Here is a 24,520-nt window from a genome sequence, read left to right on the forward strand (position 1 = left end):
TCAAATTTTTCTTTAGACACAATCGTGTTCCTTCCTAGTTATGATTCGCCACGTTCATTATTGAGCGAGACGCGCCAGAAATTGCTATTTTATGCGCCAACTCTCGTTAGCGCAATATTTGGACGCATTGTTCTTTCAAAAAATGAAAAAAAATGCCTTCCTTTTGTTTAACCACGCTCTGCAATGATTGCTTTTGCAACATTGTTAGGCACTTCAGCGTACTCACTAAACTCCATAGAGTAAGAAGCACGACCTTGTGTCGCAGAACGTAAATCAGTTGCGTAACCGAACATGACAGACAACGGAACTTGTGCACGAATTATCTTCAGGCCAGCTGTCCCCTCGTCCATACCTTCGATGATGCCGCGACGACGGTTAATATCGCCAACAACGTCACCCATCCAGTCTTCTGGAGTAGTTACTTCAACTTTCATCATAGGCTCAAGCAGAACCGGTTGCGCTTCAAGTGCACCCGTTCTGAAAGCCATAGAGGCAGCGATTGTAAACGCCATCTCACTTGAATCTGTTTCATGGTAAGAACCATCATATAGTGTAGCTTTGATATCCAAAACTGGATAGCCAGCAAGCACACCATTGTTCATCTGCTCTTCAACGCCTTTAGCAACTGAAGCGATAAACTCTTTCGGTACGATACCATTGGCAATTTCATCCACAAAGACAAAGCCTTCGCCAGCTTCTGATGGTTCTAGTTTCAGCCATACGTGACCGTACTGACCTTTACCACCATGTTCACGGATAAATTTACCTTCCGCTTTCGCTGTACCACGAATAGTCTCACGGTAAGCCACTTGCGGGTTACCAACGTTGCAGTTCACGCTAAATTCGCGCTTCATACGGTCAACGATGATATCTAAGTGTAGTTCACCCATACCAGAAATCAGAGTCTGGCCAGTTTCCGCATCCATATCAACGCGGAACGATGGGTCTTCCGCTGCTAGTTTACCTAGAGCGATAGTCATTTTGTCTTGATCAGCTTGAGAGCTTGGCTCTACAACGATCTGAATCACTGGATCTGGGAACTCCATGCGCTCAAGAACAATCTTATGGTTCTGGTCACAAAGGGTTTCACCAGTAGTCACATCTTTCAGGCCAATGATGGCTGCGATGTCACCTGCTCGTACTTCTTTTACTTCTTCACGCTTGTTTGAGTGCATTTGAACAATGCGACCTAAGCGTTCACGTTGTTTCTTCACAGAGTTGTAAGCTGTTTTACCGCTTTCAACAACACCAGAGTAAACACGGATGAAAGTTAAAGTACCAACGAATGGGTCTGTTGCAATCTTGAATGCTAGCGCTGAGAACGGTTCTTTGTCGTCTGCGTGACGCTCTGCTTCGTTCTCGTTTTCATCGATACCTTTAATTGCAGGTACATCGACTGGAGAAGGAAGGAAATCAACAACTGCATCTAGAACAGCTTGTACACCTTTGTTTTTGAATGCACTACCACAAGTAGCAAGTACGATTTCATTATTAAGGGTACGAGTACGAAGACCTTGTTTGATTTCAGCTTCTGTTAGTTCACCTTCTTCAAGGTACTTATCCATCAGCTCTTCATTTGCTTCTGCAGCAGCTTCAACAAGTTCTGTACGATATTCTTCAGCCATTTCTTTCATGTCTGCAGGAATATCTTCGTATGTGAAAGTCATGCCTTGGTCAGCTTCGTTCCAGTTAATTGCCTTCATCTTGATAAGATCGACAACGCCTTGGAAGTTTTCTTCAGCACCAATGTTCAGTTGAATTGGAACAGGAGTCGCGCCTAGGCGATCCTTGATCTGTTCAACTACGCGCAAGAAGTCTGCGCCGGTACGGTCCATTTTATTAACGAAAACCATACGTGGAACTTGGTACTTATCAGCTTGACGCCATACTGTCTCTGACTGAGGTTCAACACCAGATGAGCCACAGAACACAACAACTGCACCATCAAGTACACGCAGAGAACGTTCTACTTCGATCGTGAAGTCAACGTGCCCAGGAGTGTCGATGATGTTGATACGGTGGTCCGAGAACTGAGCTTCCATACCACGCCAAAACGTAGTGGTTGCTGCTGAAGTGATCGTAATACCGCGCTCTTGCTCTTGCTCCATCCAGTCCATGGTTGCTGCACCATCGTGAACTTCGCCGATTTTATGAGAAAGACCGGTATAGAACAGAATACGTTCACTTGTGGTTGTTTTACCTGCATCTACGTGAGCAACGATACCGATATTACGGTATTGCTCTATAGGAGTTTTACGAGCCACGGTTGAATCCTCTTATTAGAGACTTAGGGACTATTGCTATGTCTAGATTAGGCGTTAAAAGCGATGCTTCGCTAAAAATTGCTTGCCCTAGAAATAGCAATAGTTCCTAGCATAAGCATAGGAACTAAAGAAGTGCTGCAAGGAACCTTGCAGCACTAAAAAGGTATTACCAACGGTAATGTGCGAACGCTTTGTTTGCGTCAGCCATGCGGTGAACGTCTTCACGTTTCTTAACCGCAGTACCTTTGTTCTCAGACGCGTCTAGCATTTCAGCAGCTAGGCGTTGAGCCATAGATTTTTCACCACGCTTACGCGCAGCTTCAACTACCCAACGCATAGCAAGAGCGTTACGGCGAACCGGACGAACTTCTACAGGTACTTGGTAAGTTGAACCACCTACACGGCGAGATTTAACTTCTACCGCTGGGCGAACATTTTCAAGAGCTTCTTCAAATACAGCTAAGTGGTCTTTACCAGACTTCTCAGCCATTGAATCTAGTGCAGTGTAAACGATTTTTTCTGCAGTAGATTTCTTTCCGTCAACCATAAGGATGTTAACGAATTTTGCCAGCAATTCAGATTTGAACTTAGGATCTGGAAGGATCTTACGCTGACCTATTACGCGACGACGTGGCATGGATATTCTCCGTTGTCTTCTTCAGGTTTTTTCCAAAACTTTTCAGAATAATAAATAAAATAGTGTTTGGCCTTACTTAACGATTTCTTTTTAAAAAAGAGAATCAATTAAGACTTAGGACGTTTCACACCGTACTTAGAACGACCTTGTTTACGGTCGTTAACGCCAGCACAGTCAAGTGCGCCGCGAACAGTGTGGTAACGAACACCCGGAAGGTCTTTTACACGACCGCCACGGATTAGTACAACACTGTGCTCTTGTAGGTTGTGGCCTTCACCGCCGATGTACGAAGTTACTTCGAAACCGTTAGTTAGACGTACACGACATACTTTACGTAGTGCCGAGTTAGGTTTTTTAGGTGTAGTAGTGTAAACACGAGTACATACACCACGTTTTTGTGGGCACGCTTCTAGTGCAGGCACGTTGCTTTTAACAACTTGCTTTACACGAGGTTTGCGAACCAACTGGTTAATAGTTGCCATTAACTAGCTCCTGAAATTTACTTGAAAGTAAGCTTTGTGAAAAATCTATCCCTAATCACAAGTCGTAATTAGGGACGCAAAATTCTATTCAGCAGTGGGAGGTGTGTCAAGAAATATACAGATCTTTTTTAGCCGTCTAGAGCTCAGGATGGTCTACTTTTAACCAAACTGATAAAACACAGCTACCAAGTGACTGATTTGTCTTTCAAAACCGTCAGTTTAACGAAGCCATCGAAGTCAACTTGATCAATGGTACTTGAGACAAGTAGTTGTAAACCTCGGCTATCGAGATCTGGTTTTAACACCGACACCTGCTCTACTGCGCAGATTTGAGTGAAGAACTCATGATTGGGAAGGCAAACATACACCGCATCTTCCACCAAAAGATACTGATCTTGTGGCTGAGAATAGGTCAATGCGAGTTTAAGTTTGTCGACTGATTTTACAATATGAAGCATAGCGTCCCCTAGAAAGTCAGTATCTGTTGGCACTGAGCTAACTTCTGCGTTAACTCGTCGGCTTCAACGGTGGTCACATCGATCAGCAGGTTGTCTGCTGAAAGACCAAACTGACTCAGACTACGCTGACACACATACACCTGTTCGATGTCGTACAGGTCCATAAGTTTGAATGCAGAGATGTAGTCACGCGATAGTGTTTCGTCGGGCTGCTGCGCTTTGAGAAGCTGTGTCACGCCATCGCCAACAAAGAACACGGAAATGTCTTCACTATATGCGGACGCAGCAAGCAGGGCGTCTAACCCTTCTCTACCCGCAGCGGTCGTATGAGGGAAACTGTTAAATATAAAGGCTAACTTTCTCAAAACTGCACAACCCTATCTTGCGTTAGTAGCGCTTCCGATAAGCTCCCTAATCCGGCTTGATTAAATCCAGTGGCTAGGTTAGAGGCACTTAGTTGATGTTGCTCTGCTTCTTCAGAGCTAATCACTCCGCGTCTTAGCGCAGCTGCCACACAGGTTTCAAGGCTAACATCGTGTTCATCAGCCAGCTTTTGCCAAGCAGAAGCTAAATCAAATTCATCGTTAGCCGGTACGGTAAGGTCTGAGCCGTTACTGACGCCATCTTGATAGAAGAACACACTGTGAAGTTTGTGGCCCTGTTTAATCAGAGCCACGGCAAACTGGTAGGCACTTCTTGCTGACTGTGAGCCATAGACTGGCCCATTCACTAGGAGTGTATAGCTTAGCAACCCTCTTCATCCTCTGTTTTACGTTGGCGGATGTATAGGTACACGGTGTGCTTAGAGATGTTCAGTCGCTCAGCAACGCGGTTGATCGCGTCTTTAATATCGAAAATACCTTTGTCGTACAGCTCCATCACGATCTGACGGTTCTTAGTATTGTTCGATACCGATTTGTCAGCGTTAATTTCTTCAATGGTGCGTTCAACCGTTTGGTCGACAAGTTCTTCAACGTCACTAGCGAAGTTAACCGATGATGCGGCTTCGTCTGCGTCTTGTGTAGGCATGAACGATTGCAGCACTTGTGAGAATGGCGCGTCTAGATTCACGTTAATACACAGTAGGCCAATCACTCGGTCTTCACCGTTGCGGATAGCAACCGTGATCGACTTCATCAACACTCCGCCTTTAGCGCGAGTGAAGTATGAACGTGAGAAGTTACGCTTAGAACCTTCAATATCTTTTAGCATCTTCAATGCAAGATCGGTGATCGGCGAGCCAACCTGACGACCTGTATTTTCGCCGTTGGCAATTTTAATCGCAGAAGTATTGAGGTCTTCTAAAGAGTGCAAAACGATTTCACAAAACGGACCAATAAGGCTCGCAATACCGTCAACAACGGCCTCATAAGATCTTAGAATGATTTTATCGTGTTCACTGAATGGCATAACGTGGACTGATTCCATTTCAAGTAACACATCTGCATTGACTGTTTCTGTAGTAGTCACTTATTCCTTACCTTCGTGTGAAAAATCAACAAATTTATGTAAGTTTATCAGAAAATTTTAATTGCACACCTAGCTAACATTGCAACTAGTGATTTAGAACAAGTTTAAAAATCAAATACTCATCTTCAAATCATAAAAAAAGCCTAACTCAAAGTTAGGCTTTTTATTCAATCAACGTATTTTAGTACGAGGCTTTTAACCGATATTACTGTGCAGGAGCTGCTTCAGCGTTATCGATGTTTAGTAGTTCTACTTCGAATACTAGCGTTGAGTTAGCTGGGATAGTCGGTGTGTCTTGCTCACCGTATGCTAGCTCTGGCGGGATAACGAACTTGTACTTAGAACCAACTTGCATCAGTTGTACGCCTTCAGTCCAGCCTGGGATTACGCGGTTTAGTGGGAATGTTGCTGGTTCGCCACGATCGTAAGAGCTGTCGAACTGAGTACCGTCTGTTAGCGTACCTTTGTAGTGTACTTGAACGGTATCAGTGTCTTTTGGAGAAGCGCCTTCACCAGCAGTCATTACTTGGTAAAGTAGACCAGATTCAGTTTGCTCTACGCCTTCAGTCTTTGCGAACTCAGCGCGGAAGTCATCACCTGCTTTCTTAGTTTCAGCTGATTTCTCTGCCGCTTGTGCTTGCATAGTTTCAGCAACACGCTTGTCTAGAGCTTCAAGAGCTGCGCGAGTTTCTTCTTCGTTCAGTGCAGTTTTCTCTGCGAATACGTCTTCGATACCTTGAAGAACCATATCTTTGTCTAGGTTAATACCTAGTTCGCTTGGCTTATCAATGCTTGTGCTTAGGTAGTTAGCGAAAGATACGCCGATTGCGTATGCCGCTTTGTCGTCTTCTGTTTTAAAGTTTACTGCTTCAACTTTAACTTCTTCAACCTGTGGAGCTTCTGCCTTTGGTTCTTCTTTCTGACAACCAACTGCTAGCATAACCGTTGCGGCAAGCAGTGATACTTTTAAAACTGATTTCATTGAATTCTCCAATTAATGGCCAAGCCATTGGTTATTGTGCACAAATCTAATGATTAGATTGGTGTGAATACGTTAGTTATAACAATATACTAGTCATATGTCTTTCGACACAAACCGGATTATTAGATGTGATGCGAATATTTTTCCACTCATTGCTATGTACAATTGTCATCACCTTGTTAAATGGTTGCTTTTTCTTCCAAGATGATGAGCAGCGTTGGGAAATTGAACCCAATGGTGCCACCAGCTTTGCCCTTAGCAGAGATGGACGCTTCGCCCTGCTCTACTCTCAGCAAAAGCAACTGCTCCTTTGGGACCTCGCCGAAGACCAAGAGTTGGCTCAGCTTGGTCCACAAGACCAGTTAGAAAACCAAGTATCGCGTATCCGTATCTCGGACAATGGCCGTTTTGCCATTACCGCTAGCCAGATGAACTTCGCCGTTTGGGACTTATCTTGGACTCAAGCACAAGGGCTTTGGTCTATCTCCGATGGCTTAATTCGCGATGTCGATATCTCTAGCAATGGTGAAAAAGTATTGCTTGGCCTGTCTAATGGAAAAGCCATCTATGTGGACTTAGTCACCGGACGCCGTCTGGAGTTCCTTGCTCACCGAGAAAAAGTGAATTCAGTCTCCCTCTCTTCTAATGGCCGCTACGCATTATCAGGCGGCAACGACTACAAAGCTTACCTTTGGGATACCGAGTCGGGCTTGGTGTTGCGCACCTTTGAGCATGAACAAAGAGTAGTACGAGTCGCGCTACAACGCGATGGTGAACTGGCTTTTACCTCTGATGGCGGCAATCAAGCGATGATTTGGGATCTTGAAACGGGCGAACCTCAAGCGCAATTGCAAAGCTGGTCTCGACAGTTGATTTTCTCGAGTGCGCGTTTTTCTGATGACGGCAGTATGTTGGTGACGGGCACACCATCCAGCCAAGTGAGTGTGTGGAATACTCAGGATGGCAAGCGAATTTCTCGCCACGATGCTGAGCCATTAAAAGATGCTCGCCCTCCTCGTGCGGTAGTGTATGATGCAGCCTTTGATGATAAGAACCGTGTGATATCGGGCACCTCTGCGGGCATTGCCCAAGCTTGGAATGTGGATTAAGAACGATGACAGAAAAGCGAGTTGAACAACTAGAAAGCCGCGTAAATGACCTAGAGTGTCAGCTAGCTTTCCAAGAACAGACCATTGAAGAACTCAATGAAGCGCTTAGCCAACAACAAATGTTAATCACGAGAATGCAAGATCAGATGAAGTTCGTGGTTGGCAAAGTAAAAAATATGGATGGCTCTAATCTAGCTGACGCATCAGAAGAGACGCCACCTCCACACTATTAAGTGCGGTTCAAAATAACCAATTAAATCTAACGACGCATATCGTTAGTTTCTCGTCCTCAATGTGTAAACACATTTCAGGACGGGACATAGAAAACTAAGAGGGCGACAGATACTTATCTGTCGCCCTTTTGTTTATTTCATCTCAGTGAATAAGCTAAAGCCAATTAAGCCGATACCAACTTAGTCGTCGGCATAAATCTTCACTTCAACACGACCTTGAGTATCAACGCTTGCACGATACATTCCTGAGCTGTTCATACCAAAATGTATATCGCCTTGGCCATCGATAGCGATCAAGCCACCTTCTCCACCCATGGTTTTCAATTCACCTTGAATGATCGTTTCACAAGCGGTGTGCACATCTTCTTTCAGATAACGCATTCGTGCTGCGACATCACTGGCGACCATTTTACGTAGGAAGAACTCACCCATCCCGGTTGTTGAGACGGCAACATTGCCATTTTCAGCGATGGTTCCTGCACCAATGATCGGAGAGTCACCCACACGACCGTATTTCTTATTGGTCACGCCACCGGTACTGGTTGCTGCCGCTAAGTTACCCGCTTGGTCTAATGCGACCGCACCAACCGTGCCGTACTTTTTATCGTCAGGGTATTTCTCAGCTTGCTGTTCATCATATTTCGCTTCAGACAGAGCAAAGATGCCTTTCTCTTTCATCGACTGAAGTTGGTCATAGCGGCGCTCAGTAAAGAAGTAGTCTTGCTCGGTGAAAGTATACTCATGCTCAAACGCAAACCTCTCTGCGCCTTCACCAATCAGCAGTACGTGGTCGCTTTTAAGCATCACGTCACGAGCCAACTCTATCGGGTTTTTAATATGGCGGACACCTGCAATAGCACCCGCATCCATTTCGCGACCGTGCATCACAGAAGCATCCATCTCAACAAATTCATCATGAGTTAAAACAGAGCCCCTACCGGCATTAAAATGCGGGCTGTCTTCCATCACCTTGACTGACGCAACCACTGCATCCAACGCATCACCACCCGATTGCAAAACTTGATAGCCAGCCAAAACCGATTTTTCCAAAGCCTCGGTAATACCCGCTTTTAATTCATAGCTCATTTGCTCGCGCAAGATGGTTCCTGCACCACCATGAATGGCAATTGAAAAAGGCTGTGACATACAAACTCTCCACTGACGTCGTCTTATAATATTGTGCTATCAATACCACATCCATGGTTCGATGTCTGATAACGAAAACCAAACTTTTACGAATGCTTAGATTTGCGGACACTTAGTTTGGTAGAGAAAAGCGAGGTCAAAAAGCGAGACTCCTAAACGCAAAAAGCCTCCACAAGGGAGGCTTTCAAGATTCTTAAACTAAACCGTTAATTCGGTATTAGTGAGAACCACAGCTACCGCCGCCGCAGCAGCCGTCTTTTTTCTCTTCACCGTGGTCATGGCCTTCGCCACCACAGCAACCGCCTTCGTGGTCATGATCGTGGTCGTGACCGCCACAGCCGCCTTCTTGGTGTACGTGACCGTGTTGAACTTCTTCTTCAGTCGCTTCACGAACCGCTACAACTTCAACGTCAAACGTTAGAGTTTGGCCAGCTAGCATGTGGTTACCATCAACAACAACTTCGTCGCCATCTACTTCAGTAACTTCAACTGGGATTGGACCTTGGTCAGTATCCGCTAGGAAACGCATGCCAACTTCGATTTGCTCAACACCTTGGAATACGTCAGCAGGAACACGTTGAACTAGTGCGTCGTTGTGTTCGCCGTATGCGTCTTCTGGAGTAACAGTTGCAGAGAACTTGTCGCCAGCTACTTTGCCTTCAAGCTCTTTTTCAAGACCTGTAATTAGGTTGTTGTGACCGTGAAGGTAATCTAGTGGAGCTTCTGCAGTTGATTGGTCAACTACTACGCCATCTTCAAGTTTCACTTGATATGCAACACTAACTACTACGTTCTTTTCAATTTTCATGAGAGCTCCAAGGAGGTTTGGACTAAGCTCGAACAGTTGAGCTTAGGAAAAATTCTGTACCGGGATATTATGGGGATCAATCAACGAAACTCAATCATTCTGGCTTAAAAATACCGATCATTTCTTGATTCGCGTGTTCAGATTTCTCTACAGTTTTCGGTTTACGCTGTTCTGTGAAGTCACAATCGACACATTCCACCAGCTCGATATTATTTTCAATCCACCAACGGAGTGTGTCTTGAGTGTTGCAACTTGGGCAGCTTGCCCCTGCGATAAAGCGTTTTTTCTGTTTCACGTTCATATCCTTTACTGCTCTGGATTCGCGGTTCTTCCCACTCACTTTATTGATAAGTTAAGCAGAGACCGCGTTTATTATTAGGTTAGTTCTATAGTCTGTTATTTCTATGCCCAAGCTCTATTTCTAAGCTCAAGCATGAGTTATCACTTCAAGCTACTGCCAATAGTTTCGAGATTGGTGATCGTTTTCCATCTCGTGTCCAAAGATCTCTTCAAGTTCTTTACGAGCCTCTTTCGCTCTTTGGGCTAACTCGGCATCTTCGTTATGCTGAGGCAGCAACTCTTTCAGCATACCATTATCCAACTTTCTAAAGTGTGCTTCTGCTCGCTTCGCTTTATATGGATGCATGCCAAGTTCAGTCAATGTTTGACGACCTAAATCCAATGCTCCAAGGAAGGTTTCACGCGAATAGTTACTCACACCGTGGTTAAGTAGTTGATATGCTTCAACACGGCTTCGTGCACGCGCCAAGATCTTTAAGCGTGGGAAGTGCTGCTTACATAAATCGACGGTTTTCATGATTTCATCTGGGGAGTCAGTACACAACACAATCGCCTCTGCTTTATCAGCACCGGCTGCGCGTAATAGCTCTAGGTGAGTCGAGTCTCCGTAAAACACCTTGTAGCCGAACTTTCTAAGGATGTGTATTTGGCTGGCATCACTTTCAAGGACAGTGATACGAATCTTGTTAGCGTACATCAAGCGACCGATGATCTGACCGAAGCGACCAAAGCCCGCAATAATCACTCGAGGGCTGCGATCAACCACATCCGAAGACATCGCACTTTCACTGATTTGATTAAGCTGACGTGCAAAGAATCGGTCTTGCAGTTTAAGCATCAATGGCGTGGTCACCATAGAAAGGCTCACAACCACCAGTAAGAACGACACTTGTTCGCCACTTAAGATGCCTTGAGCACTCGCCGCAGTAAAAATAACGAAAGCGAACTCACCACCTTGGCTAAGGATCATCGCCATCCGGCTGCGTGCTTTAGCTTGAGTGCCGAAGATACGAGCCAGCGCATACAGCACCAAACCTTTCAATACGACTAGCGACGACACTGCAATAAGTATTGCGAATGGGCTTTCTGCCAGTAGACCTAGGTTTACCGCCATACCCACAGAGATAAAGAACAGACCAAGCAGTAAACCTTTGAATGGATCAATCGCGATCTCAAGCTCGTGTCGATATTCACTTTCAGCCAGAAGGACGCCCGCCAAGAAAGTACCTAATGCCATCGATAAGCCAATCTGCTGCATGATCACAGCAATACCAATCACAAGTAACAGCGCCGCGACGGTGAATAACTCACGCACACCACTCATCACTACGTATCGGAAAAGTGGTCTCAACAAGAAGTGGCCACCGACCAGTAGGCCAATCACGCCACCCAGCATCCACAGCATGTCAGCCCAGCTACCGCCGGTATTACCCGCAAGTAGAGGCAACATTGCTAGCATTGGAATAACAGCGATATCTTGGAAAAGCAGTACTGCAAAGCCCGACTGCCCTGCTTCTTTGCCGCCGAGCTCTCGCTCTTCAATAACACGCAAGGCAATCGCAGTCGAAGACAGCGCCAAACCCATACCTATCACGAGACTGGTTTGCCAGGTTAATCCAAATAGACAGGCGATGGCGGTAATAATTAGAGTGGTGATCAGCACTTGCGCGCCGCCCAACCCGAGAATGGGGGCTCGCATCTGCCACAGTTTTTTCGGGTTAAGCTCTAAACCAATCAGGAAGAGCAGCAGTACCACCCCGAATTCGGAGAAGTGTAGAATCGCTTCGACATCACTGATTAAGCCAAGCCCCCATGGGCCAATTGCCACGCCCGCTAATAAGTAACCAAGTACTGAACCCAAACCGGCGCGCTGTGCGATAGGAACCGCAACCACAGCAGCCGCTAAAAATATAACGCTACTTTGTAGAAAATCATTAGTCAGAGCCATCATCTGCTCCTATATCTTGTAGCGGGTCTCGCAACCAATTTCGATACGCTTCGGCGTGTTGGTAACGCGTCATATCGGAGACATTTCGTGCCCAGTGTAAAACCAAAGGGGATATCCAATTCATCTGACACAAAGCAGCGGTAAGCTCGAATGGTTGCAAGATCTCTTGTAATGGATATTTATTATAACCTGCGGCACCAAACGCCTCTTCTTTACCACCGGTAGTAATCACACTGCGCCAGTGTTTGCCTTTAAGCGCACTTTGCTCACCAAAAGCAAAGCCCTTGCCTAACACGCGATCAAACCACTCTTTTAACAATGAAGGGCAGGAATACATGAACAGAGGATGCTGAAACACGATCACATCGTACTGAAGGAGCAATTCATGCTCATAAGGCACATCAATAAAGAAGTCAGGGTAGATGGCATAGAGATCATGAACTTTGACATGACCGAGCGACTCTACCTTCTTAACCATCATCTGGTTAGCAATAGAGGTTTGCGGCTCTGGGTGCGCGTAGATGATCAACACCTTTGGCACGACTTTGTCTGTCGAGGGAGTATTACTCATTCCTTTGAAACATTCCTTTGAGGGCTAAACGGTGGCAAGGCCACAAGAATTTAAGCAAAAGTTATTAATATGTTATTGGCATCATAACGCAAATTGCATTGTGATCGACTTTTATCTGGTTTCAGCCTACTATGCAGGCGTCTGTTCACCTCTAATTTCTATGCTATTTCAATTATGATTACTTTCTCTGATATTCAATTGCTACGCGGCGGTAAGCCACTCCTCGACCAAGCATCTGCGACTTTTCACCCTGGCGACAAGATCGGTTTGGTTGGTAAAAACGGCTGTGGTAAATCTACGCTATTCGCCTTAATTAAGGACGAACTGTCTATTGATGCGGGCTCATTCAGCAAACCTGCCCATTGGGAAATGGCTTGGGTTGCTCAAGAAACCCCTGCATTAGAAAGAACAGCAATTGAATACGTGATTGATGGTGACCGTGAATACCGCGGCCTTGAAGATCAACTAGAGAAAGCTGAACAAGCCGACAATGGCACATTGGTAGCAGAGATCCACGGCAAGATTGAAACCATTGGTGGTTACAGCATAAAGGCACGTGCTGCCGAGTTACTGGATGGCCTAGGCTTTAGCCAAGAACAAATGACATGGAACCTGACTCAATTCTCAGGTGGTTGGCGTATGCGTTTGAACCTAGCGCAAGCCCTACTGTGTCGCAGTGACCTACTGCTACTCGATGAGCCTACCAACCACTTGGATTTAGACGCAGTAATGTGGCTAGAGCGTTGGTTACAAAGCTACCCTGGCACGCTAGTGCTTATCTCGCACGATAGAGACTTCTTAGACCCTATCGTCAACCGCATCGTGCACGTTGAAAACCAACAGCTCAATGAGTACACGGGTAACTACTCATCGTTCGAAACCCAACGAGCGCAAAAACTGATTCTGCAACAAGCGATGTACCAAAAGCAGCAGAAACAGATGTCTCACATGCAGAGCTACATTGACCGTTTCCGTTACAAAGCTTCAAAGGCTCGCCAAGCGCAAAGCCGTATTAAAGCGCTAGAGAAAATGGAACAAGTGCTGCCCGCTCAATTTGATAACCCATTCAGCTTTGAGTTTAGAGAACCAGACGCGCTACCAAATCCAATCATGATGATGGATGAAGTCTCTGCGGGCTACGATGACAACCTGATTCTAGAGAAGATTCGCTTGAACCTAGTACCGGGCAGTCGTATTGGTCTACTTGGCCGAAATGGCGCTGGTAAGTCAACGCTGATTAAACTCCTTTCTGGCGAACTGAAACAGCAAGGTGGTGAACTGAGCTATTCACAAGGCGTTAAGATGGGTTACTTTGCACAGCACCAATTAGAGACGCTGCACCCAGAAGAAACACCGCTGCAACACATGATGCAGATTGCCCCTAAACACACAGAGCAACAACTGCGTGATTACCTAGGTAGCTTCGGTTTCCAAGGTGAAAAAGCGCTCGATAAAGTAGCCCCCTTCTCAGGCGGTGAAAAAGCGCGTTTAGTTCTGGCGCTACTAGTATGGCAAAAACCGAATCTGTTGCTGCTCGATGAACCAACCAACCACTTGGATCTCGACATGCGTCAGGCGCTGACGTTTGCATTGCAGACGTTTGAAGGCGCAATGGTTATCGTATCGCATGACCGTTACCTACTCCGTGCGACTACCGATGATTTGTATTTGGTACACGACCGCCAAGTGGCACCGTTTGATGGTGACCTAAGCGATTACTACAAGTGGCTAACCGAACAGCAGAAAGTTGAACGCAAAGAAGCACAAGCATTGGCACCAGCAAAAGACGGCGCCAACAGTGCAGCAGCAAAAAAAGATCAGAAACGTAAAGAAGCAGAGTTCCGTAAACTAACGGCACCAATTCGTAAAAAGCTGAGTCAATTTGAAAAGCAGATGGATAAATTAACGTTGGCTCTTGAAGAAGCCGAGCAAGAATTATCCGACACTTCACTGTATGAAGCTGAAAATAAGGCTAAACTGAATAAAGTACTCGCTCTCCAAGCGAGCAGTAAATCACAGCTAGAAGAAGTTGAAATGGATTGGATGTCCACTCAAGAAGAGCTTGAGCAGATGGAACAGGATATGGATAGCTTATGAGCCCAGAGCACGCCCCAATATCACTAACACTGGAACGACTATGGCAATTTAGCCTTCAGTATTACAGTGTGCGTGGTGTAAAGGATGCGTGCCTAGCTTTACAAAACCAGTTTCACGGCAACGTCAATCTACTGCTGCTGCTCAAATGGCTTGATGAGCAGCAATTGTCTTTTGCCGAAGAAGAGTGGCACAAAGTTCAACAGTGCTTGAGCCGCTCTGAAACCCTACTTCATAGTTATCGAGAGCTACGTAAGCATCTCAAAGCACACGTTGTTGATTCACTCTACCGTGAAGCCTTACAGTTCGAATTACAACTAGAGAAACAACAACAATCTGATCTCGTCGACTACATAAACTCTCTTCAGCTTTTCGCAAACCAACAAGCGCCTCTCGCTTTTCAATACTGTCGATTATTAGGGGCAGAAAACCTCTATGTTGCTTTTTCTGAACCAGCCCCTCAGCCCTAAGGCATTCCCTTTTCCTTTTGTTAGATCAAGATCCAAGCTTATTGGGGACTATCGTTCTTCGTGTTCACGCGATGGTGGCTCGGATTATTAGCAATATATAGAGCTTAACCTCGATAGTATTCAACCAGTTACCTACAACCTGTTTTGTAACCTGTATGAGTGAAACTCTTGCGCTTATGCCGAGAATCAACCAAGCTCAAATAAAAACATGGGCGTTTCACTAAAAGCTCAACACTTTATCAAAGCCCATAAAAGAAGCATGGACTGTTTTATGACAATATTTACCGCAGCGGCTGGTCTCTCTAATCCGCACTTACAAACCTTAGTGCCACGGTTTATTAGAAAGCAGGCGTTATTTGATCCTCAATGGCAAACCTTAGAAACTCCCGACGGTGATTTCCTCGACCTTGCATGGAGCGAGGACCCGAAGGGAGATAGCCCCAATAGTGATAATAAAAGCAGAGGAGATGCGAATAATAAGCCCATTTTCGTTCTATTCCACGGTTTGGAAGGCAGCTTTGAAAGCCCTTACGCCAATGGACTGATGAATGCGTTTGCTAAAGATGGTTGGTTATCCGTGATGATGCACTTTAGAGGATGCAGCGGAAAACCGAATCGCTTGGCTCGCGCGTACCATTCAGGAGAAGTAGAAGATGCTCGTTTCTTTCTACGACACTTACACGCCCAGTTTCCCAATAACCCAAAGGTTGCGGTTGGTATATCTCTAGGCGGAAACATGCTGGCGAACTACTTGGCTGAGTATGCGGACGACCCATTACTGTCGGCGGCAACGATAGTTTCTGCTCCTTTTGATTTAGCTTGCTGCTCCAGTCGTATTGAAAGAGGCTTCTCTAGGCTCTATAAAAAATACCTGCTCAACTCACTCAAATCGAATGCCTTGAAAAAGGTTAAGCTGTTACAAGAAAAAATAGGTATCTCCGCTGAAACCATCAAAAAAATAGACAAACTGTATGAGTTTGATGAAAGGATCACTGCGCCTCTGCATGGATTTAAGAATGCTCAAGACTACTATGCTCAATGTTCAGCGCTTCCAAAACTGAATAAGATTAAGCTACCGACTCAGATCATTCATGCTAAAGACGATCCTTTCATGACTGATGATGTTATTCCAAAATTCGTACTACCAGACAATATTGATTATCGCTTGTTTCAGAAAGGTGGCCATGTGGGGTTCATTACCGGTAGCACGCTCAAGCCCAGGTTTTGGCTAGAAGAAGCATTGCCAGCCTACTATGAAAGTATCCAAGATTCGGCATAATGACCGAGCCTTTTTAAGGACTGAATGGTAGACGTCACTAGACGCAGTAATCAACACATCAATAAACCTATTTATGAACATAAAAGAGAGAAGTATTTATGATCATCCCATGGCAAGACATTGCACCAGAAACACTGGAAAACCTCATCAAAGAGTTCGTGCTGCGTGAAGGTACAGACTACGGTGATGTAGAGGTTTCATTGCAAAACAAGATTGACCAAGTGAAACATCAATTAGCCTCAGGAGAAGTCAGCATTGTGTTTTCTGAGCTCCATGAAACCGTTGATATTCAAGTCACAAAACGCTTCTAAGCTGCGCTCATAAAGGAGCCGTGTTATAGTGGTAAACGATTGCTAACAAGTAAGTTACTCAAAAGACAAGGGTTGTCATGTCCGCTAAACATCCAATTATTGCGGTGACGGGTTCATCTGGAGCCGGCACCACCACCACCTCAGAAGCCTTCCGTAAAATGTTCAATATGATGGACGTGAAGGCCGCTTGGGTTGAAGGGGATAGTTTCCATCGCTTCACTCGCCCAGAGATGGATGTCGAGATCCGTAAAGCGCGCGAGCAAGGTAAGCACATCAGCTACTTTGGTCCTCAAGCCAACGACTTTGGTGCGCTAGAAGAGTTCTTCCGTAAATACGGTAACGAAGGTACAGGTAAAGTAAGAAGCTACCTACACACCTTCGATGAAGCCGTGCCTTACAATCAAATGCCGGGCACCTTCACGCCATGGCAAGAGATCCCTGAAAACTCCGATGTGATGTTTTACGAAGGCCTGCACGGCGGTGTGGTTGATGGCGATATCAATGTTTCTCAACACGTCGACTTGCTGATCGGCATGGTACCTATCGTCAACTTAGAATGGATCCAGAAATTCGTTCGCGACACACGCGATCGTGGTCATTCTCGTGAAGCAGTAATGGACTCGATTGTTCGCTCGATGGATGATTACCTTAACTACATTACTCCTCAGTTTTCGCGTACTCACATCAACTTTCAGCGTGTTCCAACGGTAGACACATCAAACCCTCTCAACGCTAAAGGGATCCCAAGTTTAGACGAAAGCTTCGTTGTTATACGTTTGCGCGGCATCAAAAACGTCGATTTCCCTTACCTTTTAGCTATGATTGATGGCTCATTTATGTCTCGCCACAACACGCTTGTGGTACCAGGAGGGAAGATGAGTTTTGCTATGGAGCTCATTGTAAGGCCGATCCTACAACAACTCATCGAAACCGGAAAAATTGGTTAACAGAGCACCATTCTGGTTGATTACTTTTCATACCGTGATCATGTGCACAATTTTGCGTAAAAAATCGTAGCTTGGTCACGATTAAAATCAAGAAATAGTACCTGAAAAAGGATACTATTCTTAAACGAAACACAAGATAGCTTGCAGCACTCAACGAGTGCTCTTATCCTACAAGTCAATCCAGGCTTAGCTAAAATACGGAAAGCGGCAAGCATACCCTGCAGAGGAAGTGAGATATTATGGTTCTAGGTAAACCTCAAACCGATCCAACATTAGAGTGGTTCCTTTCACACTGTCATATTCATAAGTACCCTTCAAAAAGTACTTTGATTCATGCTGGTGAAAAGGCAGAAACCTTGTACTACATCGTTAAAGGTTCTGTGGCAGTTCTTATCAAAGACGAAGAAGGTAAGGAAATGATTCTTTCTTACCTAAACCAAGGCGACTTCATCGGTGAGCTTGGCTTGTTCGAAGAAGACCAAGAGCGTACAGCTTGGGTTCGTGCTAAATCTCCTTGTGAAGTAGCTGAAATTTCTTTCAAGAAATTCCGTCAACTTATCCAAGTGAACCCAGATATCCTAATGCGCCTTTCAGCGCAAATGGCAAACCGTCTACAAGTAACTAGCCAAAAGGTTGGTGACTTAGCGTTCCTTGATGTAACAGGTCGTATCGCTCAAACGCTACTAAACCTAGCGAAACAGCCAGATGCAATGACTCACCCTGACGGCATGCAAATCAAGATCACTCGTCAAGAGATTGGCCAGATCGTTGGTTGTTCTCGTGAGACCGTAGGTCGTATCTTGAAGATGCTAGAAGAGCAGAACCTAATTTCTGCACACGGTAAGACTATCGTGGTATACGGCACTCGTTAATCTCGATTAACTGAGCCAAAAATTTGAAAGCCACCAAATGCGAATTTGGTGGCTTTTTTGTTTTCTAAATATCTAGAGAACAGATGCGGGAAGCAAAGTTAGAAATCGGACTTCACTATTCTAAAGTATCTCGAAGCGAAGCGTACCCGCACCTCTAGGGCAAAGCCCGTGCTCGTATCTTTCTTTAACCGTTGGTGCTTTCAAAGATCTTGTCAGCTGATGCCGCGACAAATCCGGTATAAAGCTCACCATTGGCCATCGCATAACGCTTAGCGAACTCATAGAAGCCGCCAGGAATCATCTCATTGCCTTCAACAAATGAAGCTGGGACTTTATCTGCCATTGTTGATGATTGCTCTAATAAGACCTCTGGAGAGCCTTTCACCTCGCCGCCAGATACATTGATAGTGAATCCCGACTCATTCAGATAGTCATTCACGGCCTGCACTTCATCGAACTTATTTAACTGGTTCACACTCACCGTAAAGTGGTTTGCACCGTAACCATGAGCTGCGAGCCAAGAAGCGTATTCACTCTCTTTTGCGAGCACTTGGAAATCAGCGAAGCTCAAATCCCAAAGACGACCGCCAAACAAGAACTCATGGCCTTGAAGCTTACTTGCGTCCACTTGCTCAACCAACTTAGCAACGATCTGTTGCAAGTCACTTGAACACTCTTCTACCTTCAACTCACTAATGAACACTTTTGGTTGTTTTGGATCTGGGTGCTCGTAATGTTTAGCCACTAACTTCTTACTCTCAAACAAGTAGTCGCCACACGCTTTATAGCCTAACTCTAGGAAAGGCTTCGCTAATGTTTCAATACCCAAAGGAGCAACATTGAAAGTACGCAGTGCAATGTGATCATTAATCAGTGCTTCGTCTTCTTTCAGCAAGTGATGCACTTTCTCAGCTGATGGACAAAGCCTGTGAATGTAATCGTCCCAAAGTGATTTAAAGAGTAGATCGGGCGTCATGGTGACTCCTTGTCAGAGGTTCTAGCAAGCTAGTAATTTGGATTAGAGAGGGAGAGGCTGAGACACAGAGTCAGCAGCCATCAGCCTGTGACATACTTGTTCTATTATTATCTACCGCCCAATCTAGGTGTCGGACGTGGTGGAACAGGGAAGCGATAACACCACCTCCCTATTTCAAGCTTAACGAATGAGGCTAATACTCATTAGACTAAACTACAGCTCAATACCTGGGCTAAATGTCGCTGGCAGTTGAGTTTCGCCACCTTCCATTGAAGCCATAGGGTAAGCACAATAGTCCGCTGCATAGTAAGCACTTGGGCGTAGGTTGCCCGAAGCACCCGGGCCACCAAATGGTGCATCACCACTTGCGCCTGTTAGCTGACGGTTACGGTTAACAATACCCGCACGGATATGATCAACGAAGTATTCCCATTCAGAATCATCTGTTGATACAAGACCCGCAGACAAACCAAAACGAGTGTCGTTAGCTAGCTCAACCGCTTGCTCGAGCGATTGGTAACGAACCACTTGCAGCAATGGACCGAAGTACTCTTCATCTGGCAACTCAGCAATGTTGGTTGCATCGATAATCCCCGGAGAAACAAACGCCGCTTGACCCGCTTTTGCTTCAACTAGGCTTACACCACCTAGCGATTGCAGATTAGCTTGCGCGTCCAGAATGAACTTAGCTGCCGCTTCAGAGATTTGTGGGCCCATGAAGGGTGCTGGCTCAGCGAATGGCTGATCAACACGAATCTTCAAGGTAGCCGCAACGAGCTTATCGAGCAGTTGATCGCCGTTATCTCCAACAGGTACATACAAGCGACGTGCACATGTACAACGTTGGCCCGCACTGATGAAGGCCGACTGGATAATGGTATAAACCGTCGCGTCAGCATCACCAAATTGGTCACTGATCACCATAGGGTTGTTGCCGCCCATCTCTAGCGCCAACATCTTACCCGGTCGACCTGCGAATTGACGGTGAAGGATATGACCAGTATTAGCACTGCCCGTAAATAGCACGCCATCAAGACCTTTAGCATCAGCCAGTGCGATACCGGTTTCTTTAGCGCCTTGCACTAGGTTAATCACGCCAGCTGGAAGGCCTGCTTCTTGCCATAGTTTCATCGCAAACTCACCCGTCCAAGGTGTCTGCTCTGACGGCTTAAATACCACGGTATTACCCGATAGCAATGCCGGAACAATATGACCGTTAGGTAGGTGACCAGGGAAGTTGTAAGGACCAAATACCGCCATTACGCCTAATGGGCGATGACGAAGTACGATTTGGTTGCCTGCGGCTTCACGTGAAGCTTCACCGGTACGTTCGTGGTAAGCACGAATTGAAATAGCAATCTTGCCCTCCATTGCGCCCGCTTCAGTGCGAGTTTCCCAAATCGGTTTGCCCGTCTCTTTCGCGATGATTTGCGCGATTTCTTCGCTGTTCTCTTTAACTTTCTCAGCAAAGTTCAACACGATCGCTTCACGCTCTGCAAAGCTCAGTTTTTTCCAAACCAAGAAGGCTTCACGAGCTGCTGCTACTGCAGATTCAACCTGTGCTGGTGTCGCGCTATCACCCTGCCACACTACTTCATTGTTGTATGGGCTTACTGATGTCATGGCGTCACCTTGACCTGCCACCCACTGTCCTGCTATCCACTGAGTCATACTTCTATCCTTAAAATCTTCGACAGATAATCGCCGCTCTTATTGAGCCAACATGCGAACGAATTCGCCTTCTTTTACTTCAAGAGCGCTTGCTACTTCAGATGATAAAATCACTGTGTCGCTTGCTTGGTCATACGCACCTTTCGCGGCTACTGCGCGGAAGTTCTCAAACGAGGTATTACCAATTAGGAAGTCTTTAGAGCTAGAGTGCTCTGCAATTTGAACCTGTGCTCGAATTGAGTGACGCACAGATTCGATGTTTCTTAGATCACACTCAACCGTTGGGCCTGCATCAAAGATGTCGACATAACCACGGTTGGTGAAACCTTCACGTTCCAGCAACTTAAGTGCAGGGCGCGTATTGTCATGTACCTCTCCGATCACCGCTTGAGCTTCTTTGCTCAGTAGGTTCACGTAGATAGGTAGCTTAGGCATTAGGTCAGCAATGAAGCCTTTCTTACCAATACCGGTTAGGTAATCGGCAAGCGTGAAGTCAATCGAGAAGAAATGTTCTTGCAGCCATTGCCAGAAAGGAGAATTGCCTTCCGCATCTGATACACCACGCATCTCAGCAAAGATCGTTTTTGAGAAACGCTCTGGGTGCTCAGCCATCAGTAGGAAACGACACTTAGACATCAGTCGACCGTTTAAGCCTTTGCGGTAATCAGGACGTAAGAACAGCGTACAAATTTCGCTGCAGCCTGTGTAGTTATTACCAAACGTCAACAGCTTAACCACGTTATTCACTTTAAGGCGCTGTGAAGAGTGAACCACTTTACTGATGTGGTACGAGTAAAAAGGCACATCCCAGCCAATGGAAGCTTCGATACCCGTTGTACCAGCAACTTCGCCAGTTTCAGCGTCGAAACCCACCATTAGATAGCCTTCATCACCGGGTTCGGTCACGTCTGCTTTCGCAAAGCTGTATTCAGAATGAGTAATTCGGTTGGTTAACAGTTCTTCGTTAACCGGAAGAGATGTGAATCCGTGACCAGACTCAACCGCGCAGGTATGCAACGCATCGTAATCAGATAATTTTATTGGGCGAACAACTAGCATCAATATTCCCTCCAGATGCAAAACAGGCCCAAAACGAGAATCTTGGGCCTTTAGCAGTACGTCATGGGATCGCTCTAATGGCGATCATTCCTATGACGCCGCTCAGGCTAAACTAGCGTAGCGATTGCTTTGTCTAGTTTTGATAAACCTTCTTCAATTTCTTGTGTAGTGATAACCAGTGATGGCGTGAAACGAACCACGTTTGCACCCGCAACCAGTACCATCAAGCCTTGTTCGCCTGCTGCTACTAATACATCACGAGCACGACCTTGCCATGCTTCATTAAGTGCAGCACCTAGCAATAGGCCTTTACCGCGAACTTCACTGAATATTTGGTATTTGTCGTTAATCTTAGCTAAACCATCACGGAACATTGCTTCACGTTCTTTCACGCCAGCTAGCGTTTCAGGTTGGCTAACGACATCAACAACCGCTTCAGCAACGGCACACGCCAGTGGGTTGCCGCCGTAAGTAGAACCGTGTGTACCGACTTTTAGGTGTGTCGCGAGTTCGGTGGTCGTTAGCATTGCGCCGATTGGGAAACCGCCACCTAGTGATTTCGCTGTACTTAGGATATCAGGTGTCACACCTAGGCCTTGGTAAGCGTAAAAGTTACCCGTACGGCCATTACCTGTTTGCACTTCATCAAAGATAAGCAGCGCATTGTGTTTGTCACACAGTTCACGAACCGTGTTCACGAACTCAGATGTTGGAGAGATGATACCGCCCTCGCCTTGCAGAGGTTCCATCATGATTGCACATGTGCGATCTGAGATGTGCGCTTCTAGCGCAGCAATATCGTTGTAAGGCAGGTGAGTTACATCGCCCGGTTTAGGACCGAAGCCATCAGAGTAAGCCTCTTGACCACCCACAGTTACGGTAAAGAAAGTACGACCGTGGAAACCTTGTTTGAATGCAATGATTTCAGACTTCTCAGGACCGTGAACATCCGCTGCCCAACGACGAGCTAGCTTCAATGCTGCTTCATTCGCTTCTGCACCAGAGTTGGCAAAGAATACTTTTTCTGCAAAACATACGTCGGTTAGCTTCTTCGCTAGACGCAATGCAGGTTCGTTAGTCATGACATTACTCAGATGCCAAATCTTGTTTGCTTGCTCAGTAACTGCGTTAACCATTGCTGGGTGACAGTGACCCAAACAGCTCACAGCGATACCACCAGCAAAGTCGATATATTCTCGGCCTTGTTGGTCCCATACGCGTGCGCCTTCCCCTTTTACCGGGATCATTTCCATTGGGTTATAACAAGGCACCATCACCTCATTAAACAGACTACGTTCTACATTATTTTCCACTGTCATCGTACATTCCTTCTCGATACCGCAAGCTTCGCAAATAAGCGTAATGGTTCATAAGTGAGACAAAGATATTTTGTCTCGCCATAATCCCGCTGCAGCATTATATTTACATTTAATTAACCTTTTCAATAGTAGATTATTCTTTAGCCATCCCTTACAACCAGCTAAACGTCACTACCTATGACTATTTATGCATCAATTAATCTGTTTTATGAAGCTTTTTTTACCTAAACGTATAACCAGCAACAGCAAAGCCTTACTGGCATTGCGGTATATTGGGTTCGAGACGAAATAACGCGAATAATTTTGCATAGGCTAAAAACTTAGCCTGACGAGGGAGAAATGTTATAAAAAGTGATCGGCGTCAGAGGGATGAAGACGCGTAGCGCCCGAATTTAAACGCTTAACGGGTAATGGAATACGTTAAACTGGCTTATTTAGACGGAGAAAGAGTCAAATTTAAACACTCAGCGTGCTAGGAAGTTAGCGAGAAGCTGGTGTCCTTGCTCTGTTTTAATCGATTCAGGGTGAAATTGCACCGCATCAATCGGCAAGGTTTTGTGTTGATAACCCATGATCTCATCCATGCTGCCATCTTCAAACTCCGTCCAAGACGTCAGCTCAAAGCAGTCTGGTAGCGTGCCATTTTTCACCACGAGTGAGTGGTAACGTGTCACAGTCAGAGGGTTATTGAGACCTTGAAAAACACTCTTGCCATTGTGGCGTATTGGCGAGGTTTTACCGTGCATCACTTGTCTGGCTCTCACCACTTCACCACCAAACACTTGAGCAATGGCTTGATGACCAAGACACACACCTAAGATCGGCAACTTGCCAACGAAGTGTTCTATAACTTGCAGAGAGATTCCCGCATCATCCGGTGTACAAGGACCCGGCGAGATAACAAGGTGACTAGGATTCAGTGCTTCGATGCCCGCAATATCAATCTCATCGTTGCGTACAACTTTTACAGTTACCCCTAACTCACAGAAATACTGATACAAGTTATAGGTAAAAGAGTCGTAGTTATCGATGATAAGTAACATGGGTCGAAATCGTTTGCTAAATACTAAAGGATTGGGAGATATAGGGGCGGTATTGTGCAATACCCATAGCG

Annotated in this window: 26 protein-coding genes; 8 read left to right on the top strand and 18 right to left on the bottom strand. The window is 45.7% G+C overall.

The features are described 5' to 3' along the window. Nucleotides 1–167: 167 nt before the first annotated feature. The 8 genes from fusA to fkpA all read right to left on the bottom strand — a co-directional run bounded on the left by fusA (nucleotide 168) and on the right by fkpA (nucleotide 6,293). On the bottom strand, nucleotides 168–2,264 hold the full coding sequence (fusA, locus tag AB4512_RS00870; RefSeq protein WP_372174157.1) for an elongation factor G: 2,097 nt from the start codon (nucleotides 2,262–2,264) through the stop codon (nucleotides 168–170). A gap of 166 nt (nucleotides 2,265–2,430) precedes the next feature. Continuing rightward, entirely contained in the window at nucleotides 2,431–2,901 is a 471-nt protein-coding gene (gene rpsG / locus AB4512_RS00875; protein WP_010435163.1) for a 30S ribosomal protein S7, read from the bottom strand. 107 nt (nucleotides 2,902–3,008) lie between these two features. Continuing rightward, the gene (rpsL, locus tag AB4512_RS00880) at nucleotides 3,009–3,383 is read right to left on the bottom strand and encodes a 30S ribosomal protein S12 (protein ID WP_004737194.1); all 375 of its coding nucleotides are present in this window, start codon (nucleotides 3,381–3,383) and stop codon (nucleotides 3,009–3,011) included. A gap of 182 nt (nucleotides 3,384–3,565) precedes the next feature. Further along, a complete protein-coding gene (tusB, locus tag AB4512_RS00885; RefSeq protein ID WP_372174159.1) occupies nucleotides 3,566–3,841 on the bottom strand; it encodes a sulfurtransferase complex subunit TusB in 276 nt (91 codons plus the stop codon). Nucleotides 3,842–3,849: 8 nt separating this feature from the next. Then, on the bottom strand, nucleotides 3,850–4,206 hold the full coding sequence (gene tusC, locus AB4512_RS00890; RefSeq protein WP_372174161.1) for a sulfurtransferase complex subunit TusC: 357 nt from the start codon (nucleotides 4,204–4,206) through the stop codon (nucleotides 3,850–3,852). Next, complete coding sequence (tusD, locus tag AB4512_RS00895) at nucleotides 4,203–4,592, bottom strand: sulfurtransferase complex subunit TusD (protein WP_372174162.1); 390 nt, start codon at nucleotides 4,590–4,592, stop codon at nucleotides 4,203–4,205. Before tusD ends, tusC begins: the two co-directional genes overlap by 4 nt. Further along, complete coding sequence (locus AB4512_RS00900) at nucleotides 4,586–5,311, bottom strand: transcriptional regulator (protein ID WP_004729851.1); 726 nt, start codon at nucleotides 5,309–5,311, stop codon at nucleotides 4,586–4,588. Before AB4512_RS00900 ends, tusD begins: the two co-directional genes overlap by 7 nt. Before the next feature lie 205 nt (nucleotides 5,312–5,516). Further along, the gene (gene fkpA / locus AB4512_RS00905; RefSeq protein ID WP_017068826.1) at nucleotides 5,517–6,293 is read right to left on the bottom strand and encodes an FKBP-type peptidyl-prolyl cis-trans isomerase; all 777 of its coding nucleotides are present in this window, start codon (nucleotides 6,291–6,293) and stop codon (nucleotides 5,517–5,519) included. A gap of 131 nt (nucleotides 6,294–6,424) precedes the next feature. Between fkpA and AB4512_RS00910 the strand changes: the two genes are divergently transcribed. Together AB4512_RS00910 and AB4512_RS00915 are read left to right on the top strand one after the other, a co-directional pair. Further along, a complete protein-coding gene (locus AB4512_RS00910) occupies nucleotides 6,425–7,402 on the top strand; it encodes a WD40 repeat domain-containing protein (RefSeq protein ID WP_017063707.1) in 978 nt (325 codons plus the stop codon). A 5-nt stretch (nucleotides 7,403–7,407) separates the two neighbouring features. Beyond that, entirely contained in the window at nucleotides 7,408–7,635 is a 228-nt protein-coding gene (locus tag AB4512_RS00915; RefSeq protein WP_009848930.1) for a SlyX family protein, read from the top strand. A 180-nt stretch (nucleotides 7,636–7,815) separates the two neighbouring features. Here AB4512_RS00915 and AB4512_RS00920 read toward each other — a convergent pair whose 3' ends face one another. The 5 genes from AB4512_RS00920 to kefG all read right to left on the bottom strand — a co-directional run bounded on the left by AB4512_RS00920 (nucleotide 7,816) and on the right by kefG (nucleotide 12,408). Continuing rightward, nucleotides 7,816–8,781, bottom strand: coding sequence for an isoaspartyl peptidase/L-asparaginase family protein (locus AB4512_RS00920; protein ID WP_372174164.1), 966 nt, complete (start codon nucleotides 8,779–8,781; stop codon nucleotides 7,816–7,818). A gap of 217 nt (nucleotides 8,782–8,998) precedes the next feature. Next, nucleotides 8,999–9,589 (bottom strand): peptidylprolyl isomerase, encoded by a 591-nt coding sequence (gene slyD / locus AB4512_RS00925; protein WP_017061108.1) that lies wholly within the window; start codon nucleotides 9,587–9,589, stop codon nucleotides 8,999–9,001. Nucleotides 9,590–9,683: 94 nt separating this feature from the next. Then, nucleotides 9,684–9,884, bottom strand: a complete 201-nt coding sequence (locus AB4512_RS00930) for a YheV family putative zinc ribbon protein (RefSeq protein WP_029235422.1) — start codon at nucleotides 9,882–9,884, stop codon at nucleotides 9,684–9,686. A 156-nt stretch (nucleotides 9,885–10,040) separates the two neighbouring features. Further along, nucleotides 10,041–11,837 (bottom strand): glutathione-regulated potassium-efflux system protein KefB, encoded by a 1,797-nt coding sequence (gene kefB, locus AB4512_RS00935; protein WP_017061110.1) that lies wholly within the window; start codon nucleotides 11,835–11,837, stop codon nucleotides 10,041–10,043. Beyond that, on the bottom strand, nucleotides 11,824–12,408 hold the full coding sequence (gene kefG, locus AB4512_RS00940; RefSeq protein WP_050711690.1) for a glutathione-regulated potassium-efflux system ancillary protein KefG: 585 nt from the start codon (nucleotides 12,406–12,408) through the stop codon (nucleotides 11,824–11,826). The genes kefB and kefG overlap by 14 nt, the downstream gene beginning before the upstream one ends. Nucleotides 12,409–12,582: 174 nt before the next feature. On the opposite strand from kefG, the gene AB4512_RS00945 reads away from it, so the two are divergent. From AB4512_RS00945 to crp, 6 genes are all read left to right on the top strand, one after another. After that, nucleotides 12,583–14,505 (top strand): ABC transporter ATP-binding protein, encoded by a 1,923-nt coding sequence (locus tag AB4512_RS00945; protein ID WP_372174165.1) that lies wholly within the window; start codon nucleotides 12,583–12,585, stop codon nucleotides 14,503–14,505. After that, nucleotides 14,502–14,972: a TIGR02444 family protein gene (locus AB4512_RS00950; protein WP_010435202.1), complete on the top strand. Its 471-nt coding sequence runs from the start codon at nucleotides 14,502–14,504 to the stop codon at nucleotides 14,970–14,972. Before AB4512_RS00945 ends, AB4512_RS00950 begins: the two co-directional genes overlap by 4 nt. Nucleotides 14,973–15,243: 271 nt before the next feature. Continuing rightward, nucleotides 15,244–16,251, top strand: coding sequence for a hydrolase (locus tag AB4512_RS00955; protein ID WP_016783703.1), 1,008 nt, complete (start codon nucleotides 15,244–15,246; stop codon nucleotides 16,249–16,251). Between the two features lie 98 nt (nucleotides 16,252–16,349). Continuing rightward, entirely contained in the window at nucleotides 16,350–16,562 is a 213-nt protein-coding gene (locus AB4512_RS00960) for a YheU family protein (RefSeq protein WP_010435208.1), read from the top strand. A gap of 77 nt (nucleotides 16,563–16,639) precedes the next feature. Then, the gene (locus AB4512_RS00965; RefSeq protein ID WP_010435210.1) at nucleotides 16,640–17,509 is read left to right on the top strand and encodes a phosphoribulokinase; all 870 of its coding nucleotides are present in this window, start codon (nucleotides 16,640–16,642) and stop codon (nucleotides 17,507–17,509) included. A gap of 239 nt (nucleotides 17,510–17,748) precedes the next feature. Further along, on the top strand, nucleotides 17,749–18,381 hold the full coding sequence (gene crp / locus AB4512_RS00970) for a cAMP-activated global transcriptional regulator CRP (protein WP_004729651.1): 633 nt from the start codon (nucleotides 17,749–17,751) through the stop codon (nucleotides 18,379–18,381). A 184-nt stretch (nucleotides 18,382–18,565) separates the two neighbouring features. Here crp and AB4512_RS00975 read toward each other — a convergent pair whose 3' ends face one another. The 5 genes from AB4512_RS00975 to AB4512_RS00995 all read right to left on the bottom strand — a co-directional run bounded on the left by AB4512_RS00975 (nucleotide 18,566) and on the right by AB4512_RS00995 (nucleotide 24,449). Beyond that, nucleotides 18,566–19,357: a DUF1338 domain-containing protein gene (locus tag AB4512_RS00975; RefSeq protein WP_372174167.1), complete on the bottom strand. Its 792-nt coding sequence runs from the start codon at nucleotides 19,355–19,357 to the stop codon at nucleotides 18,566–18,568. Nucleotides 19,358–19,570: 213 nt separating this feature from the next. Beyond that, entirely contained in the window at nucleotides 19,571–21,028 is a 1,458-nt protein-coding gene (gene astD, locus AB4512_RS00980) for a succinylglutamate-semialdehyde dehydrogenase (RefSeq protein WP_372174168.1), read from the bottom strand. A gap of 39 nt (nucleotides 21,029–21,067) precedes the next feature. Further along, nucleotides 21,068–22,087 (bottom strand): arginine N-succinyltransferase, encoded by a 1,020-nt coding sequence (gene astA / locus AB4512_RS00985; RefSeq protein WP_017061116.1) that lies wholly within the window; start codon nucleotides 22,085–22,087, stop codon nucleotides 21,068–21,070. A 107-nt stretch (nucleotides 22,088–22,194) separates the two neighbouring features. Next, the gene (locus AB4512_RS00990) at nucleotides 22,195–23,406 is read right to left on the bottom strand and encodes an aspartate aminotransferase family protein (RefSeq protein WP_372174170.1); all 1,212 of its coding nucleotides are present in this window, start codon (nucleotides 23,404–23,406) and stop codon (nucleotides 22,195–22,197) included. A gap of 464 nt (nucleotides 23,407–23,870) precedes the next feature. Then, nucleotides 23,871–24,449 (bottom strand): aminodeoxychorismate/anthranilate synthase component II, encoded by a 579-nt coding sequence (locus AB4512_RS00995; RefSeq protein ID WP_009848915.1) that lies wholly within the window; start codon nucleotides 24,447–24,449, stop codon nucleotides 23,871–23,873. Nucleotides 24,450–24,520: the final 71 nt, after the last annotated feature.

Origin of the sequence: Vibrio sp. 10N.222.52.B7 (assembly GCF_041474275.1) — a bacterium.
Lineage (GTDB): Bacteria > Pseudomonadota > Gammaproteobacteria > Enterobacterales > Vibrionaceae > Vibrio > Vibrio crassostreae_C.